The sequence below is a fragment of the Nocardia jejuensis NBRC 103114 genome (assembly GCF_001613145.1).
GTDB lineage: Bacteria > Actinomycetota > Actinomycetes > Mycobacteriales > Mycobacteriaceae > Nocardia > Nocardia jejuensis.
Genome location: NZ_BDBU01000001.1, coordinates 25,861 through 42,615 on the forward strand (window position 1 = coordinate 25,861; position 16,755 = coordinate 42,615).

The 16,755-nt window shown below is 67.6% G+C and carries 18 protein-coding genes; 14 read left to right on the forward strand and 4 right to left on the reverse strand.

What is annotated here, in order from left to right; genetic code table 11:
- Positions 1-109 precede the first annotated feature (109 nt).
- Together NJ1_RS00120 and NJ1_RS00125 are read left to right on the forward strand one after the other, a co-directional pair.
- Positions 110-1,462 (forward strand): hypothetical protein, encoded by a 1,353-nt coding sequence (locus NJ1_RS00120; RefSeq protein ID WP_067685718.1) that lies wholly within the window; start codon positions 110-112, stop codon positions 1,460-1,462.
- 14 nt (positions 1,463-1,476) lie between these two features.
- The gene (locus NJ1_RS00125; RefSeq protein ID WP_174557031.1) at positions 1,477-1,845 is read left to right on the forward strand and encodes an arsenate reductase family protein; all 369 of its coding nucleotides are present in this window, start codon (positions 1,477-1,479) and stop codon (positions 1,843-1,845) included.
- 188 nt (positions 1,846-2,033) lie between these two features.
- Here the strand turns inward: NJ1_RS00125 and NJ1_RS00130 are convergent, their stop codons facing one another.
- Complete coding sequence (locus NJ1_RS00130) at positions 2,034-2,489, reverse strand: nitroreductase/quinone reductase family protein (RefSeq protein ID WP_067685723.1); 456 nt, start codon at positions 2,487-2,489, stop codon at positions 2,034-2,036.
- A 129-nt stretch (positions 2,490-2,618) separates the two neighbouring features.
- On the opposite strand from NJ1_RS00130, the gene NJ1_RS00135 reads away from it, so the two are divergent.
- Complete coding sequence (locus NJ1_RS00135) at positions 2,619-3,332, forward strand: TetR/AcrR family transcriptional regulator (RefSeq protein ID WP_067685725.1); 714 nt, start codon at positions 2,619-2,621, stop codon at positions 3,330-3,332.
- Between the two features lie 143 nt (positions 3,333-3,475).
- Here the strand turns inward: NJ1_RS00135 and NJ1_RS00140 are convergent, their stop codons facing one another.
- Both NJ1_RS00140 and NJ1_RS00145 read right to left on the reverse strand, forming a co-directional pair.
- On the reverse strand, positions 3,476-3,823 hold the full coding sequence (locus tag NJ1_RS00140) for a DUF4873 domain-containing protein (RefSeq protein ID WP_245717149.1): 348 nt from the start codon (positions 3,821-3,823) through the stop codon (positions 3,476-3,478).
- The gene (locus NJ1_RS00145) at positions 3,820-4,728 is read right to left on the reverse strand and encodes an AurF N-oxygenase family protein (RefSeq protein WP_067685727.1); all 909 of its coding nucleotides are present in this window, start codon (positions 4,726-4,728) and stop codon (positions 3,820-3,822) included. The genes NJ1_RS00140 and NJ1_RS00145 overlap by 4 nt, the downstream gene beginning before the upstream one ends.
- A gap of 94 nt (positions 4,729-4,822) precedes the next feature.
- On the opposite strand from NJ1_RS00145, the gene NJ1_RS00150 reads away from it, so the two are divergent.
- Positions 4,823-5,539 (forward strand): TetR/AcrR family transcriptional regulator, encoded by a 717-nt coding sequence (locus tag NJ1_RS00150; protein WP_245717150.1) that lies wholly within the window; start codon positions 4,823-4,825, stop codon positions 5,537-5,539.
- 7 nt (positions 5,540-5,546) lie between these two features.
- On the opposite strand, the gene NJ1_RS00155 is transcribed toward NJ1_RS00150, so the two are convergent.
- Positions 5,547-6,725, reverse strand: coding sequence for a DUF418 domain-containing protein (locus NJ1_RS00155; RefSeq protein WP_067685799.1), 1,179 nt, complete (start codon positions 6,723-6,725; stop codon positions 5,547-5,549).
- Positions 6,726-6,966: 241 nt separating this feature from the next.
- Between NJ1_RS00155 and dop the strand changes: the two genes are divergently transcribed.
- The 10 genes from dop to tatC all read left to right on the forward strand — a co-directional run bounded on the left by dop (position 6,967) and on the right by tatC (position 16,753).
- Positions 6,967-8,466: a depupylase/deamidase Dop gene (dop, locus tag NJ1_RS00160; RefSeq protein ID WP_067685728.1), complete on the forward strand. Its 1,500-nt coding sequence runs from the start codon at positions 6,967-6,969 to the stop codon at positions 8,464-8,466.
- Between the two features lie 216 nt (positions 8,467-8,682).
- Positions 8,683-8,877: a ubiquitin-like protein Pup gene (locus tag NJ1_RS00165; RefSeq protein ID WP_067685730.1), complete on the forward strand. Its 195-nt coding sequence runs from the start codon at positions 8,683-8,685 to the stop codon at positions 8,875-8,877.
- Entirely contained in the window at positions 8,874-9,725 is an 852-nt protein-coding gene (prcB, locus tag NJ1_RS00170; RefSeq protein ID WP_067685732.1) for a proteasome subunit beta, read from the forward strand. Before NJ1_RS00165 ends, prcB begins: the two co-directional genes overlap by 4 nt.
- Positions 9,722-10,495: a proteasome subunit alpha gene (gene prcA, locus NJ1_RS00175; protein ID WP_067685734.1), complete on the forward strand. Its 774-nt coding sequence runs from the start codon at positions 9,722-9,724 to the stop codon at positions 10,493-10,495. Before prcB ends, prcA begins: the two co-directional genes overlap by 4 nt.
- Positions 10,496-10,746: 251 nt before the next feature.
- Entirely contained in the window at positions 10,747-12,105 is a 1,359-nt protein-coding gene (pafA, locus tag NJ1_RS00180) for a Pup--protein ligase (RefSeq protein WP_218025095.1), read from the forward strand.
- 126 nt (positions 12,106-12,231) lie between these two features.
- Positions 12,232-13,224, forward strand: a complete 993-nt coding sequence (locus NJ1_RS00185; RefSeq protein ID WP_174557032.1) for a helix-turn-helix transcriptional regulator — start codon at positions 12,232-12,234, stop codon at positions 13,222-13,224.
- Positions 13,225-13,373: 149 nt separating this feature from the next.
- Entirely contained in the window at positions 13,374-14,339 is a 966-nt protein-coding gene (locus tag NJ1_RS00190; protein ID WP_067685803.1) for a helix-turn-helix transcriptional regulator, read from the forward strand.
- A 29-nt stretch (positions 14,340-14,368) separates the two neighbouring features.
- On the forward strand, positions 14,369-15,364 hold the full coding sequence (locus NJ1_RS00195; RefSeq protein WP_067685741.1) for a 2-dehydropantoate 2-reductase: 996 nt from the start codon (positions 14,369-14,371) through the stop codon (positions 15,362-15,364).
- 31 nt (positions 15,365-15,395) lie between these two features.
- Positions 15,396-15,671, forward strand: coding sequence for a Sec-independent protein translocase subunit TatA (tatA, locus tag NJ1_RS00200; protein ID WP_067685745.1), 276 nt, complete (start codon positions 15,396-15,398; stop codon positions 15,669-15,671).
- A gap of 92 nt (positions 15,672-15,763) precedes the next feature.
- Positions 15,764-16,753, forward strand: coding sequence for a twin-arginine translocase subunit TatC (tatC, locus tag NJ1_RS00205; protein ID WP_067685746.1), 990 nt, complete (start codon positions 15,764-15,766; stop codon positions 16,751-16,753).
- Positions 16,754-16,755: the final 2 nt, after the last annotated feature.

Sequence of the window (16,755 nt, forward strand, 5' to 3'; positions counted from 1 at the left end):
GGGTGGGTCATAGGGCGGGATTTCAAACTATGACGTTGCCCTCACTGCGCCCGCGACTCGTGCGGTGCGCCATACGATCCGGGCTGATTTTGCGGGAAGGCGAAAAGCCATGGATCGAAATGCGTTCGTCGAAGTGATGAACGAGGCGAGCGGGATGTTGGAGGCCGGCCAGGCGGACGACGCCCTGGCCCGGTTGACGGCGTTCGACGATGGGCTACTCGAGGCGCCTGATCCGAAGGACTACGGCTGGGTGGTGTCCTATCGCTTCCGGGCCGCTTTCGCCGCCGGTGATTTCGAACAGGCTCTGCACATCGCCGAGCGCGGGCCCGCCCGCTTTCCCGCCGACATCCCACCCGGCACGCTCTCGACGATGTACTCCATGGGCGTGGAGGCGGCCACCCAGCTCGACCGCGCCGAGAGTGCGGTCACCATGGCCGATCGCTGCATCGAACTGCGGCGCGGGCACGGCGATCACGGCGAGGTGCTGATGGCCGCCATGACCGCGGCCACCCTGCTCGGGGACATCGATCGGCACGATCTGGCCAGCCGGTACGCCCAACTGCTGGTGGTCGAGGGGGAGGGGCACGACGAGTACCGGGGCTACGGCTATTACGCGCTGTGCGCCGCCATCGAGAACGGCGTCGGTGACCATCTGATCGACACGCTGCGGGCGGGCCGGGAGTGGCTGGTCGCGCACGACAACGAATTCGCTCGCGTCGCACTGGAGTATCTCGACGATTCCCCCGCCGTCGGGAATCCGGCCGCCTCACCGGTACTGGCGGTCTCGGCCGGAGCGGCGACCGAATTGCTGCGGATCGGCGATCCGATCCCCGTCCCCGCGCCCGCTCCCGCGCCCGATCTGCCCGGGCCGCAGCAGCCGCCCGCCGAACAGATCGCCGGGGGTGAGACCGCGGACGCCCTGCTGGACGCCCAGCGTCCCGGGATCGCGGCCGCCGCCTATCGCGCGCTCGCCGAGGACGCCGTCGCCACCGGCAAACCCGATCCGCTGATCATGGGCAAATCCGTGCTCGGACTGCTCATGGCGCTCATCTTCGACAACCGTGTGGGCGAAGCGCATTCGGTGTGGATCGACGAGCAGGGACCCACCTATCTCGGCATCTGGTCACTGGAGAACGGTCAGACCTCGGTCCACGACGCCATCGCCTACAACCTGGTCGCGGCCTTCCTGCACTCGCTCAGCACCGGCGACCGCAACGCCTCCAATCACGCCGTCGATTCCCTGATGGGCCGCAGCCTGGACTGGGCCTACGAGCACGACCCCCAGGCCGTCCCGCCCATGCTCAACACCTGGCGGCGCCACCTGCACGAGATCCACGAGGGCGACCCCACCCCCGAATACCTCTGGAACTTCGAACAGGCCGCCCAACGCTGGAACGGCCCCATCCCCGACGGCGGCCTCTACTGGATGCGCCCCTACCGCTGGGTCGTGGACTGGCTCTGATTTAGGCTGCGGCCATGGTATCGGAACCGATCGAGATCTGGCACAACCCCAAGTGCTCGAAGAGCCGTACGGCCAAATCGGTGCTGGACGAGGGCGGCGCCGACTACGTCGAACGCCGCTACCTCGACAACCCGCCGTCCGTGGCCGAAATCCGGGCCGCGCTGGGCAAACTCGGGCTGGAGCCGTGGGATATCACCCGGACCACGGAGGCCGAGGCGAAGGAACTGGGTGTGGCGGCGTGGGGTCGCACCGCCGCCGAGCGTGATCGCTGGATCGAGGCGCTCGCGACCCATCCGCGACTCATCCAGCGGCCCATCGTGTTCACCGCCGACGGTCGCGCGTTCGTGGCCCGCAGCGATGACGCGCTCGACGAACTGCGCTGAGCGGAACACACATCGTGTGATGCCGCTGGTCTCGGTGAGATCGTCGCCCGGTGCCCGGTGTGACAGAGCAGCGGACCCGGTGACCACCGTTGTTCTGGCTGAGCCGCGAAAGCCGTGACGGTGGCGATCGAATCGTGAATCGCGTGCCGGACCGTGCTGAATCGGATTCCGGCCGCACGCGATTCGGTTCATCGGAGGGCGAAGACCGGGAAACCGGGTGCGATATCGGTCAATTGGGCATCGGTGGCGTTCTTGTCCACGCCCTCGAAGAAGCGGCCGACCTCCCAGCCCCAGCGCGCCAGGTATTCGCGCAGCACGGGCACTTTGTCGGCGTCGGGGAGTTCGGTGGCGGTGAAGGTCTCGGATCTGCGGCCCAGGCGCAGTTCGCCGACCCCGGCCACGCGCAGGTTCTTGACCCACTGGGTGTGCCCGCGCGGTGCGACCAGGTAGCGGCGGCCGTCGTCGGTGGTCAGAACATTGACCATGGTGGTGCGCCATTCACCGCTCGTACGCCCGCGCACCGCCAGCAAACGTGACCCGGCGACGCTGATTCCGAGCTTGGGCAGCATGTTGAAGATCCGGTTCATGATCGGATCCAGGCCGGAGGGGCCGATGTAGCGGTTGGCGGCGGTCTTGGCGTCCATGGCGACTTCCTTCGATCTCTGCGAGAGCGGTGCTCTCTGATGTGATCAGTGTGCGCGAACCGTCGACACCTTGTCAAGAGCAGTGCTCTCGAATTAGTTCACCGATCCGATGCGTGGCACACTGGTCGGATGAACGCTCCTCACCAGGCCCGGACGAACGCGCCTCGCACGGCACGCGAGCGCGCCCGTGCGGAGATCACCCGCGAGATCACCGACGCCGCCCGCCGCCAACTGGCCGAATCGGGCGCGCCCGCCCTGTCGCTGCGCGCCATCGCGCGTGAGCTGGGCATGGTCTCCTCCGCGCTGTACCGCTACTTCCCGAGCCGGGACGACCTGCTCACCGCCCTCATCATCGAGGCCTACGACGCCCTCGGTCACGACGTCGAACACGCCGTCGCCGGCGCGCCCACCCCTCGCGCCCGATGGCGCGCGGTCGCGAACGCGGTCCGCGACTGGGCGACCGCCCGCCCGCACGAATACGCCCTCGTCTACGGCTCCCCGGTCCCCGGCTATCAGGCCCCCGAAGCCACCATCGCCCACGCCTCCCGAATCCCCGTGGCCGCCTTCGGCATAGTCCGGGCAGCGTGGGAATCCGGGTCTCTGACAATCCCCGAGGACGCCCTGTCCCCGGACCTGTCCGCCCAATCCACCGCCATCGCAGCCCAATTGGCCCCCGGCCTCCCTGCCCCCACCGTGGCCCGCCTGGTCGTGGCCTGGACCCAACTGTTCGGCGCGGTGACCTTCGAACTCTTCGGCCAGCTGAAGAACAGCATGGACCCCGCCGACCCCTTCTTCGCCTACTCCGTCGAGGTCATGGCAGATTTCATCGGCCTCACCGAGTGAGCGATAGGGGCGCCCGGCCGTGTGCCCTGCACCGCATAGGTATTGCGATCCGGCAGATACATGGGTGACCGAGTGGCTCGAGGTTGCCGGGGCGGACCGGCTTCCTCGAGGACATCGGGCGGGGGCCGTGGTGGATGGGAGGGTCAGAGGGGGAAGGGTGGGGTGCCGACGCCGACTATGCGCAGGTTGCCCCAGGGGTCGCGTTCCTGGAGGGTGGCGGGGGTGGGGGTGCCGCCGGGGAGGGTGAGGAAGACCTGGCCTCGGCCGGGGTCGGGGAGTTCGATGCCGTCGGCGGCGGAAAGCCTTCCGTGCCAATGGAAATTGCCGTCGATCGGGTCCAGATAGCCGTTGAGTGCCACGGTGACCGGGATTTCCGCTCCGGGTGCGTCGAGCAGTCCTGGGCCCGAGAACTCCGGGGCGGGTTCGGGTTCGGAGAGGTCGTCGGGACTTTTCCACTCGCGGTGGGCGCGCCTGCGGCGCAGGCGGATCACAGCAGGCCCCGGCGTCGCCAGATGCGCTTGCCGATCGGGCCGATCAAGCCCTGTTTGTCCAGGAACGCACCGAGATTCGCCGCGCCCGCCCCGAGTGTGCGCTGGGCGTGCGGATTCTCGCGGGCGACGTGTCGGAGCGCGCGCGGATCATCCAGGCCCGCGCGAACGTACATGTGCCAGTTGGTCATCAGATGTACGAACAGCGGAGCGGCAACGGCCACACACAGTTTCGTGTACGCCAGCTCGGCGTGGGACATGGTCGGGGTGCGCCGGGCCAGCGCGTCGCGGGCGAAGCCGATGTGGCGGGCCTCCTCGGTGACGTGAATACGCATGGCGCGCGCGACGACCGGCTGCAGTTCCGGGTCGTCCAGGGTGCGGCGCTGGATGGCGTCGAAGATCTCCTCGCCGACCAGTGCGCCGACCCAGACCATGGACCCGCGCAGGAAAAGCTGCAGCGAGCTGATCACCAGGCGTTCGTAGCGGTTGGGCCAGTACGGCCGCGCCTCGATGCGATCGAGCAGCTTGCCGAACATCATCATGTGCCGGCATTCGTCGCCCATCTCGGTGAGCGTGTAGTGCGAGTGCCGCGAGGTGGGATCGCCGTTCATCAACTCGCGCAGCAGCAGGCGGTTGAGCAGGTTCTCGAACCAGATGCCGACCGAGAGCACATTCGCCAGTTCCTGGCGCGAGAGTTCGCGGCGCTGTTGCGGCGCCATGGCTTCCCACTGCGGGGTGCCGAAGAGTGAGATCACCTCGGGCGGGAGGAAGAGTTTGTCGGGATCGAGCGGGGCGTTCCAGTCGATATCCACGACCGGGTCGTAGGACTTCTTCGCCGAGCCGGTCAGTAGACGTTGGGCGAAGGATTCGCGGGGGAGTAGTGCGGCATCCACGGCGTCGTTGCGCATGGCGGCTCCTGACTCGATTAGTGCTACAAGCTGTTACACTCAGATTAGTGGTACACACTGTATCGGTCAATGGTCGAGTGGGTATCGTGAGGCGGTGACCGGAATCAGTACTGGCAAACCCACAGCGACGGCAGACGGCCGCAGCACGCGCTGGAACGGTCACAAGGCGCGCCGTCGCGCCGACATGCTCGACGCCGCGCTCGCGGTCATCGAGGAGCACGGCACCGACATCTCGGTACGCCAGATCGCCGATCGGCTCGAGGTCCCGCGCCCGGTGGTGTACCGGCACTTCGCCGGTCGCACCGACCTCGACGACCAGATCCGCCGCCACATTCTGGAATCGCTACTGGCCGAACTGCTTCCGCGCCTGCGCCCGGACGGCACCGTGCGCGATGCGGTGCGCGGTGCGGTCGGCACCTATGTCGGCTGGGTCGAACGCCACCCGAATCTGCACCGCTTCCTCACCGCCGCCGAACCTCCCGGTGAATCCTCCGGCGCGCTGGCCGGCGCCCGCGATCGCATCGGCGGGCAGCTGGCCGATCTGTTCGCCGACACCCTCGCGCGCTTCGGCCTGGACCGCAATCGCGCCCGCCCCATGGCCTTCGGCACGGTCGGGTTCGTCGACGGCGTGGTGAACAGCTGGCGCGCGGACCCGCGCACCACCCTGACCAGCGATCAGGTCGAGGGCATTCTCACCGAATCGGTGCTGGCTCTGCTCGAGGGCAATGCCCGCAGCCTGGACGTGCCGCTGACCCGGGACACCGTGGTCGGGGAACTCATGTCACAGGTGGAAGCCGCACGGGCGCAATGAGTTCGGCTCAGCCGCGCGCGGTGATCGCCCGATAGCTGCTGTTCCACAACCATTCCACCGGCCCGCGCTCGAACCGCCGCAACCACAGGTGCGCGACGCTCAGCATGAGCGCGCACACGATCACGTACACCCCGATCGTGAACGGCACCCGCGAGTTCGGCGAGAACAGTTGCGCCAGACCCAGTCCCCAGCCGTAGCAGATCGCGCCCGCCACCAGATTCTGAAGGATGTAGCAGCTCAACGCCATTCGCCCCACCTCCGTGAAGCGCCGGGCCACGAAACCCGGGGTCCGCCCGCTCGCGTACGCCTGGGCGACCAGCCCGAGAATGCCCAGCGCCACGATCGGCGCGAGCCCGTACCGGGTGAACAGCAGGAAATCGCCGTCGATCGTGCCCAGGATCAGATCCAGCGGCGCGGCCACCGCGAAGCCGACGACCATGAGCCGCTTGCGAATTCGCTCCCCGTCGGCGTCGAAGACACCCGCTCGGTACAGTCGCGCCCCCAGCAGGAACAGCGCGATGGACATCGGGAAGATGAAGAGCGGCTCGAGCCGGAACAGCAGCAGATGATCCCAGCGGAAGACCACCAGATCCCAGAACGACCCGTCCGCATAGGGATTGGGGTCCAGCGGATCGGCGGCGCGCGCACCGTCCCGTGTCGACGGGTCGGCGACGAGCATGCCGAGCGCGATCACCGTGAGCATCGCCACATGCACGCTCGCCGCGATGATCAGCCAGCGCCGTTGCGCCCGCGGGCTCCTGGCCAGGACGAAGGCCACCACCAGCCCGGTGACGGCGTACCCCATCAGCACGTCGAACTCCGCGACCAGGAAGAAATTGATCACGCCGTCCACGAACAGCAGCGCCGCACGCCACGGATACGATCCCGGCCACGCCCGCCCGCCGCGCGCCGCCGAGCGCTGCTGAATGGCAAGCCCGATCCCGAACATGATCGTCAGCAAACCCAGGAACTTGCCCTGCGCCAGCTGCTGCAGGACACGCTCGGCCCACAGCCACGCCCCCGACGGCAGATCCGAGCGCTCCACGTAGCCGACCAGCCCGGCGCTGTCGGTGAAGATCCAGATATTCGTGCCCAGCGTGCCCAGGATGGCGATCCCGCGCAGCACGTCCAGCGCGGGCAATCGCGACGAACGAGACTCGGCGGGAACGGGTTTCGATCCGGTCACGACCTCGTCCCGGCCGCCGGTATCCATCCCGGGAGACGGGACCCCGGCACTCGCCGGAACGATACGGTGCGCGGGTTCGACCATGCGCGACATTCTTCCGTTCGGGCAGGTCCGCGCGGATCGCCCGGGAGGACCATCACGGGTACGCCGCGCGGATGACCCGCCCCCGACAACACCCCCGCACGGCCACGTAAACCCCGGGCGCGCCCGATACGCGGCAACGTCGCCTAGGCTCGACGGCATGCAGCGCATCATCGGAATCGAGGTCGAGTACGGGATTTCGACGCCTTCGGAGCCGTCGGCCAACCCGATTCTCACATCCACCCAGGCGGTGCTCGCCTATGCCGCGGCCGAGGGCGTGCCGCGCGCCAAGCGAACCCGGTGGGATTACGAGGTGGAATCGCCGTTACGCGACGCGCGAGGGTTCGATCTCGGCAGGCTCAACGGGCCCGCCCCGGTGATCGACGCCGACGAGGTCGGCGCCGCCAACATGATCCTGACCAACGGGGCCCGGCTCTACGTCGACCACGCGCATCCGGAGTACTCCGCGCCCGAGGTCACCGACCCGCTGGACGCGGTCATCTGGGACAAGGCCGGCGAACGCGTCATGGAGGCCGCGGGCCGCTATGCCTCCAGCGTGCCGGGCGCACCGCGAATGCAGCTGTACAAGAACAACGTCGACGGCAAGGGCGCCTCCTACGGCACCCACGAGAACTATCTGATGAGCCGCGATACGCCGTTCAACCAGATCATCGTCGGTCTCACCCCGTTCTTCGCCTCACGTCAGGTCATCTGCGGCTCGGGCCGCGTCGGCATCGGCCAGTCCGGGGACACCGCCGGGTTCCAGCTCTCGCAGCGCTCGGACTACATCGAGGTCGAGGTCGGCCTGGAGACCACGCTCAAGCGCGGCATCATCAACACCCGTGACGAACCCCACGCGGACGCGGACAAGTATCGCCGCCTGCACGTCATCATCGGCGACGCCAACCTCGCCGAATGGTCCACCTACCTCAAGGTCGGCACCACCGCCCTGGTGCTGGACCTGATCGAGGCCGGTGAGGACCTCTCGGATCTGCAGCTGGCCCGCCCGGTCACCGCCGTGCACACCATCAGCCACGATCCGACCCTGCGCGCCACCGTCGCGCTGGCCGACGGCCGCGAGCTGACCGGCCTTGCGCTGCAACGGATCTACCTCGACCGCGTCGAGAAGTTCATGTCCCGCACCGGAAACGACGACGCCCGCGTGCAGGACGTCATCGACAAGTGGGCGCACGTGCTGGATCTGCTCGAGCGCGACCCGATGGAATGCGCCGACCTGCTGGACTGGTGCGCCAAACTGCGCCTGCTGGAAGGTATGCGCAACCGTGAGGGCCTCACCTGGGCCGCGCCCAAACTGCACCTGATGGACCTGCAGTACTCCGATGTGCGCCTGGACAAGGGCCTGTACAACCGCCTGGTGGCCCGCGGCTCCATGCAGCGTCTGGTCACCGAGCAGCAGGTCGTGGACGCGATGACCAACCCGCCCACCGACACCCGCGCCTACTTCCGCGGGGAGTGCCTGCGCCGCTTCGGCGCGGACATCGCCGCGGCCAGCTGGGACTCGGTGATCTTCGATCTGGGCGGCGACTCCCTGGTCCGGATTCCGACCCTGGAGCCCCGGCGCGGCACCAAGTCACACGTGGGCGCGCTCCTGGACGGAGTCACCACCGCGGCCGAACTGGTGCGTCAGCTGACCCACTAGGGGGTCGCAACGATCATTCGACAGTGGGCCCGGCGCTTGCCGCGGGCCCACTCTCGTATGCCCGGACCCGCGCGTATGCCAGGCTGCCGGGAGGTCGCGGCGAGGCGTCATTGCGGTTAATCCGGCATGTTCACCCCTGCGCTGGGTACTGTTGGGTGCACGAGCATCGGGTCTAGTCCGGTGCTCGCCGATGATCACAGAGGGAGGTCGGCTGCTATGGCACAAGAGCAGACCAAGCGCGCCGGTGGTGGCGACGAGGACGAGGGGACCGAGGCCGCCGGTGCGGCAGGGCAGGAGCGACGCGAGAAACTCGCCGAGGAGACCGACGACCTGCTCGACGAGATCGACGACGTCCTCGAGGAGAACGCGGAAGACTTCGTCCGCGCGTACGTGCAGAAGGGCGGCCAGTGACCCCAGGTGACCCCTTGCGGCTCCAGACGGGGTTCGCCCTCTCCTCCTTCTCGGAATACCTGCGGATGTACGCACCGGAACTGTTGCCCGGCAACGGTTTCGGTGCGGGCGTCGCACCCGCTTCCAGCGGGTCGCCGGATATCGCCCCGCACGGCACCACCATCGTCGCGGTCAGCTACCGCGGCGGCGTGCTGATCGCGGGCGATCGCCGGGCCACCATGGGCAACCTGCTGGCCAGCCGCGATATGGACAAGGTGTACATCACCGACACCTTCTCGGCGGCCGGCATCGCGGGCACCGCGGGTATGGCCATCGAGATGATCCGCCTGTTCGCGGTGGAGCTCGAGTATTACGAGAAGATCGAGGGTGTTCCCCTCACCTTCGACGGCAAGGCGAACAAGCTCTCGAAGATGGTGCGCGACAACCTCCCCGCGGCCCTGCAGGGCCTGGCGGTGGTGCCGCTGCTGGTCGGTTTCGACCCCGCCCAGCAGGACCCGGACAAGGCCGGGCGCATCGTGTCCTACGACGTGGTCGGCGGGCGCAGCGAGGAACGGTTCGGCTACACGGCCGTCGGTTCCGGTTCGCTGTTCGCCAAGTCGTCCCTGAAGAAGACGCACCGGCGCGGCATCGATCAGGATCGCGCGCTGGCCATCGCGATCGAGGCGCTGTTCGACGCGGCCGACGACGACACCGCCACCGGCGGCCCCGACACCCTGCGGGGCATCTACCCGACGGCGATCGTCATCGATTCCGAAGGCTCCGTGGAGGTGTCGGAGGAACGGCTGTCCGAGATCACCCGCGGCGTGGTGGCCGCGCGGACGGCAGAAGAGGGGAGCGCCTCAGCATGACACTGCCGTATTACGCGTCGGCCGAACAGATCATGCGCGACAAGACCGAGCTCGCGCGCAAGGGCATCGCCCGCGGGCGCTCGGTCATCGTGCTGACCTACGACAAGGGTGTGGTGTTCGTCGCCGAGAACCCTTCGGCCACATTGCACAAGGTGAGTGAGCTGTACGACCGGGTGGGGTTTGCCGCGGTCGGCAAGTACAACGAGTTCGAAAGCCTGCGCCGCGGTGGCATTCTGCAGGCGGATCTGCGTGGGTACCAGTTCGACCGGCGGGATGTCACCGGCCGATTCCTGGCCAACCTGTACGCGCAGAGCCTCGGCACCATCTTCACCGATCAGCTCAAGCCGTTCGAGGTGGAGATCTGTGTCGCCGAGGTCGGTTTCCCGGGTGCGGAACCGAACTCGGTGCTCTACCGGATCAACTTCGACGGATCCATCGTCGATGAACGGGAATTCGTGGTGATGGGCGGCAACACCGAGCCGATCGTCACCGCGCTCAAGGATTCCTACCAGCCGGGCATGGATCTGCGCACCGCCGTCACGGTCGCGATGGCGGCGCTGCAGAAGGCCGTTCCCGAGGGCGAGAAGGACAAGCGGACCGTGGGGGTGTCGTCGCTGGAAGTGGCGACCCTCGAACAGTCCCGCCCCCGCCGCGCCTTCCGCCGCATCGCCGGTGCGGCGCTGTCGGAACTGGTGACCGGCACGACCCCGACCGCCACAGCGGCGGCCGAGGCCGACAAGCCGGGCTCGGGAGACCCCTCCCAGGCGTAAGCACATTCGACGAATCCCCGGTCGTGCCATGCGCGGCCGGGGATTTCGCGTCCGACGGAAAGCGTGTGCTCATTTGCACTCGGGTAGCCCGAGTGTTTGCACTCGGAACAGCAGAGTGCAAAGGGGACTTGCTTTTTGGCAGGTGACGCGCCGTGCAGCGTTGCATCCCGTGCTAAATCGTTGCCAAGACGTTTGCATCGGCTGTCCGACAGCACCCTTATCGGGCACTACATCGCTGTAATGTCGATAGTGTGCAGCGACGAATCATGGGGATCGAAACCGAATTCGGGGTGACGTGCACCTTCCACGGTCACCGTCGGTTGAGTCCTGACGAGGTGGCCCGGTACCTTTTCCGCCGGGTGGTTTCCTGGGGCCGTAGTTCGAACGTGTTCCTCCGCAATGGCGCCCGGCTCTACCTCGATGTCGGTTCCCATCCGGAATACGCGACGGCCGAGTGCGACAGCCTGGTGCAGCTGGTCACTCACGATCGCGCGGGTGAGCGGGTCCTGGAGGACCTGTTGATCGACGCCGAGCAGAGACTGGCCGAAGAGGGGATCGGCGGTGATATCTACCTCTTCAAGAACAACACGGACTCCGCCGGAAACTCCTACGGCTGCCACGAGAATTTCCTCGTGGTGCGCGCCGGGGAGTTCTCCCGAATTTCCGATGTGCTGCTGCCCTTCCTGGTGACCCGCCAGCTCATCTGCGGCGCCGGCAAGGTGCTGCAGACGCCCAAGGCGGCCACGTTCTGCCTCTCGCAGCGCGCGGAGCACATCTGGGAGGGTGTGTCCTCGGCCACCACGCGTTCGCGGCCGATCATCAACACGCGTGACGAGCCGCATGCCGACGCCGAGAAGTACCGGCGTCTGCACGTGATCGTCGGCGACTCCAACATGGCCGAGTCCACCACCATGCTCAAGGTGGGCACCGCGTCCCTGGTGCTGGAGATGATCGAGGCGGGCGTCTCGTTCCGAGACTTCGCTCTGGACAACCCGATTCGCGCGATCCGCGAGGTCTCGCACGATCTCACCGGACGCCGTCCGGTGCGGCTCGCGGGCGGCCGTCAGGCCAGTGCGCTCGACATCCAGCGCGAGTACTACGCCCGCGCGGTCGAGCACCTCAACAACCGCGATCGCGACCCGCAGGTCGACGCCGTGGTGGATCTGTGGGGCCGCACCCTGGACGCGGTCGAAGCGCAGGACTTCGCCAAGGTCGACACCGAGATCGACTGGGTGATCAAGCGCAAGCTGTTCCAGCGCTACCAGGACCGCTACAGCATGGAGCTGTCCGATCCCAAGATCGCCCAGCTGGATCTGGCCTACCACGACATCAAGCGCGGGCGCGGGGTCTTCGACCTGCTCGCCCGCAAGGGTCTGGCCAAGCGGATCACCGAGGACGAGGCGGTCGACGCCGCGGTCACCACGCCGCCGCAGACCACCCGGGCCAAGCTGCGCGGTGATTTCATCACCGCCGCGCAGGAGGCCGGGCGCGACTTCACGGTCGACTGGGTGCACCTGAAGCTGAACGACCAGGCCCAGCGCACCGTGCTGTGCAAAGACCCGTTCCGTTCCGTCGACGAACGAGTGGATCGCCTGATCGCCTCGATGTAGACGCACCAGCGCCGACGGGCCGTGAACCTCCGGGTTCACGGCCCGTTCCGCGTCCCGTTTCGCCACGCGGTGAAATAGACACTGCCGCCAGCGCGCTCGCTCGCCGCGCCTATTACTCTCTATCGGGTGGCGATATCCAAGGTCGAGCGGTTGATGAATCTGGTTATCGCGCTGCTGTCGACCCGCCAATTCCTGACCGCGGAACGTATCCGCGACAGCGTCGCCGGGTACGAGGATTCCGCGAGCGACGAGGCGTTCAGCCGAATGTTCGAGCGGGACAAGAACGAGCTGCGCGACCTGGGCATACCCCTGGAAATCGGTCCGGTGAGCAGGCTTTCGGGCGTCGAGGGCTACCGGATCAATCGGGACGCGTACGAGCTACCCGATATCGATCTGACCAGCGCGGAGTCCGCCGCCGTCGCGGTGGCGGTGCAATTGTGGGAGTCCCCGGAACTGGCCGCGGCCGCGGAGGGCGGTCTGCTCAAGCTGCGCGCGGCGGGCATCCACGTCGAGCCCGACACCGCTGTCTCGGCGGTGCCCGCGGTGCCGGCGCGCACCCGCGGTTCCGAACCCGTGCTGGGCAAGCTGCTCGCGGCCATCGACGCCGGGCGGGCGGTGCGCTTCCAGCATCGGCAGTCGCACGGTGAGCCGGTCGAGCGTGATGTGAACCCGTGGGGTGTGGTCACCCATCACGGCCGCTGGTACCTGGTCGGGCACGACAATGCCCGCAATGCGACCCGAACCTTCCGGATCTCGCGGATCGGCGCGGACGTCACCGCGTACGGCCCGTCGAACGTGGTGCACAAACCCGAGGACGTCGATATCCGCGAGCTGGTCGCGCAGGTCACCGGCCAGGCGCCCATCACCGGTTCGGCCACGGTCTGGGTGGCCGACGGTCGAGGCCAGGAGATCCGCCGGCTCGGCGCGCTCATGGAGCAGCGCACGGTCGCCGGTCGTCCCGGTGCGATCGTGGAGGTGCCGATCCGCTCGCGCGACTGGCTCGCGCGGCTCATCACCGGACTGGGAGCCGATGCGCTGGTGCTGGCCCCACCGGAGTTGCGGGACAATGTGATCGCCCGGCTCGAGTCGGTTCTGAAGCGTACGGAGGTGTCGGCGTGAGCGACGGGGACGAAGGCGCCCGGAACAACGCGGGCTCTCGCGAGCGCCGTGGCGCGCAGAGCGCGACCGCGCGCGCGTCCGATGGACGCCGGTCGAGTGCCGCGGCGGCCGGGAGCCGGTTGTCGGTGCGGCTGGCGCGACTGCTGAACATGGTGCCGTACTTCCAGGCCAACCCGGGTATCAGCGCCGCGGAGGCCGCGTCCGAACTGGGCGTGACCACCAAACAGCTGATGACCGACCTGAATCAGCTCTGGATGTGCGGTCTGCCCGGCTACGGCCCCGGCGATCTGATCGATCTGTCGTTCTCCGAGGAGAGCATCGAGGTCACCTTCTCCGCCGGTATCGATCGCCCGCTGCGGCTCACCTCGCTCGAGGCCACGGCCCTGCTGGTGGCGCTGCGCTCGATCGCGGATCTGCCCGGCATGGTCGATCCCAGCGCCGCGCACTCGGCCATCGCCAAGTTCGAATCCGCCATCGCCGGACGGGTGTTCCAGGGTCCGGTACTGCCGGTGCCGGTACAGGCGCCCGCGGTGGCGACGGTCCGCTCGGCACTCGAGCACGAGCACGCCCTGCACCTGGTCTACTACTCCGCCAGCCGTGACGTGGTATCCGCCCGGACGGTCGATCCGATTCGAATCATGCTGGTGGACAACAACAGCTACCTGCAGGCGTGGTGCCGCCGGTCCGAGGGCGTGCGCCTGTTCCGCCTCGACCGCATCGAGGAGGCCACCGAACTCGACGAGCCCGCTCGCCCGCCGCTGGACGCCACCGACGAGACCACCGCCCTGGACCTGTTCGTCGACGATCCGGCGGTTCCGCTGGCGCGCTTGCTGATTCACCCCGATTTCGCCTGGGTGCTCGAGCAGTACCCGATGCACCGCGTCACCGTGCACGCCGACGGCGGAATCGAGGCGACCATGCGGTTCGCCACGCTGGACTGGATGGCGCGCCTGCTGCTCGGTTTCGGCGCGGCGGTCACCGTGCTGGGCCCGCCGGAGCTGGTCACCGCGGTCCGGGATCGCTCGGGTGCGGCTCTGAACGCGTATTCGGCTCTGGCGCAAGACGATTCACAGGCGCTCACACCCAGCGGCCTGGAGGGGGTAGGTCCGGCTTGACCGTTCCCTTGTCCACGGCCCAGCGGGTGATGGTGCTCGGCGCCGGCAGCATCGGTGTCTTCGTCGGCGGCAAGCTGGCGGCGGCGGGCGCCGAGGTCACCTTCGTCGGCCGCCCGCGGATGCTCGGTGAACTCGAGGCACACGGCCTGCGCCTGACCGACCTGGACGGCGGCGACGAGCGAGTCGATCCCACCGCATTCCATACCGCCACCGAACCCTCGGACGCGGCGGATCTGGTGCTGATCTGCGTGAAATCAGCCGATACCGCCAGCGCCGCCCACCAGCTCTCGAAGCTGCTGAAGCCCGGCACGGTGGTGATCAGCCTGCAGAACGGCATCGGCAACGACGCGGTGATCCGGGAGATCCTGCCGACGTGCGTGGTGCTGGCCGGAATGGTCATGTTCAACGTCGTGCACAACCAGGACGGCCGGTTCCATCGCGGCACCGCCGGCGGCGTCGCGATCGCCGATGACGCGGTGCTCAATCGGTTCGCGCCGGTGCTGAGCAAATCCGGGCTCGGCGTGAAGCGCTACGCGGACCTGCTGCCCATCCAGTGGGCGAAACTGCTGCTGAACCTCAACAATCCCATCAATGCCCTGTCCGGCCGCCCGCTGCGCGAGGAGTTGGGCAACCGCGATTACCGTCGCTGCCTGGCCCTGGCCCAGCAGGAGGCGGTGACGGCCATGGCCAAGGCGCGCATTCGCCCGGCCCGGCTCACCGCGTTGCCGCCGGAGGTGATGGTGCGCCTGCTCACTGTGCCGGACGGACTGTTCCGCCGGGTCGCGGGCAAGGTGCTGGCTATCGATCCGGTGGCGCGTTCCTCGATGGCCGATGACCTCGCGGCCGGGCGCAAGACCGAAATAGCCTGGCTGTGCGGTGAAATCGTGAGTCTCGGCGCTATGGTCGGATTGCCGACCCCGGTGAACCGGCGGCTGATCGAACTCGTGAACGCCGCGGAGAACGGTGACAAACGCACCTGGTCCGGCGCCGAACTGCTCACCGAGCTGCGGAACGCGGCAGGGTAGCATCGAGGCACCACAATATTGGAGGAAGTCGATGGGTTCACTGAGCGCGACGCACTGGATCATCATTGCGCTGCTGTTCCTGGTCCTGTTCGGAGCCAAGCGGCTTCCGGACACCGCCCGGGGTCTCGGACGCTCGCTGCGTATTTTCAAGAGCGAGATGAACGAGATGCACAACGACGGAGACAAGGCCGCCCCCGCCGCGCAGGCTCCTGCCGCGCAGCCCGCCGCCACACCCGAGCTCCCCGCCGCGCAGCCGGTCGCCGCTGACCCTGTACAGCCGGCGAAGTCCGACCTGAACAAGGCGTAATCGCTACACGTTCGTTCCCGGGATGAGCGGATTCGTCCCGGGATGAGTCTTGTCCAGGTCCGGCGCCAGGCGATCAGCGAGGCAATACAGTCATGCGCATTCCGTTCGACCCCCGGCGCAGTCGGCGTAGAACGAATCCCGACGGCACCATGTCGTTGGTCGATCATCTCGCGGAGCTGCGCAAACGGCTGCTCATCGCGATCGCGGCGATCGCGCTCACCACGCTGCTGGGCTTCTTCTGGTACACCGATTCCTTCTTCGGCATCTCGAGCCTCGGCGATGTGCTGACCGGACCGTATTGCGAGCTGCCCGCCTCCGCGCGCGCGAATCTGAGCCCCGACGGGGCGTGTCGATTGCTGGCGACCGCGCCGTTCGAGCAGTTCATGCTGCGTCTGAAGGTCGCGGTGACCGCGGGCGTGGTGATGGCGTGCCCGATCTGGCTCTATCAGATCTGGGCGTTCATCACCCCGGGTCTGTACGCCAAGGAGCGCAAGTACGCGATCTCGTTCGTCACTTCCGGTGCGGTGCTCTTCGTGACCGGTGCGGTGCTGGCCTACTGGGTGGTCGCGCACGCGCTGAGCTTCCTGATGACGATCGGCAACAACGTCCAGATCACCGCGCTCAGCGGTTCGCAATACTTCAGCTTCATCATTCAGCTGCTGATCATCTTCGGGGTGAGCTTCGAAACTCCTTTGCTGATCGTGGGATTGAACTTCCTGGGCGTGCTCACCTACGAGCGCCTGGTGAAGTGGCGGCGCGGCCTGATCTTCGGCCTGTTCGTGTTCGCCGCGGTGGTCACCCCGCAGGATCCGATCTCGATGCTGGCGCTGGCGCTGGCGCTGACCGTGCTGTTCGAGGTCGCGGTGCAGATCGCGCGGATCAACGACAAGCGCAAGGCGCGCAATGCGCAGGCCTGGAACAACCTGTCCGACGACGAGGCCTCCCCGCTCGCGGACGCACCCGGTTCGGTGGGCACGGCCGATCCGGTCGAACGGCCCGAACCGGTCGGCGCGAGTGCGCCGGTCACGGCGACACCGGAAAAAACCACCCGAGCCGTGTCGGATTACTCCGATACCCTCTGACA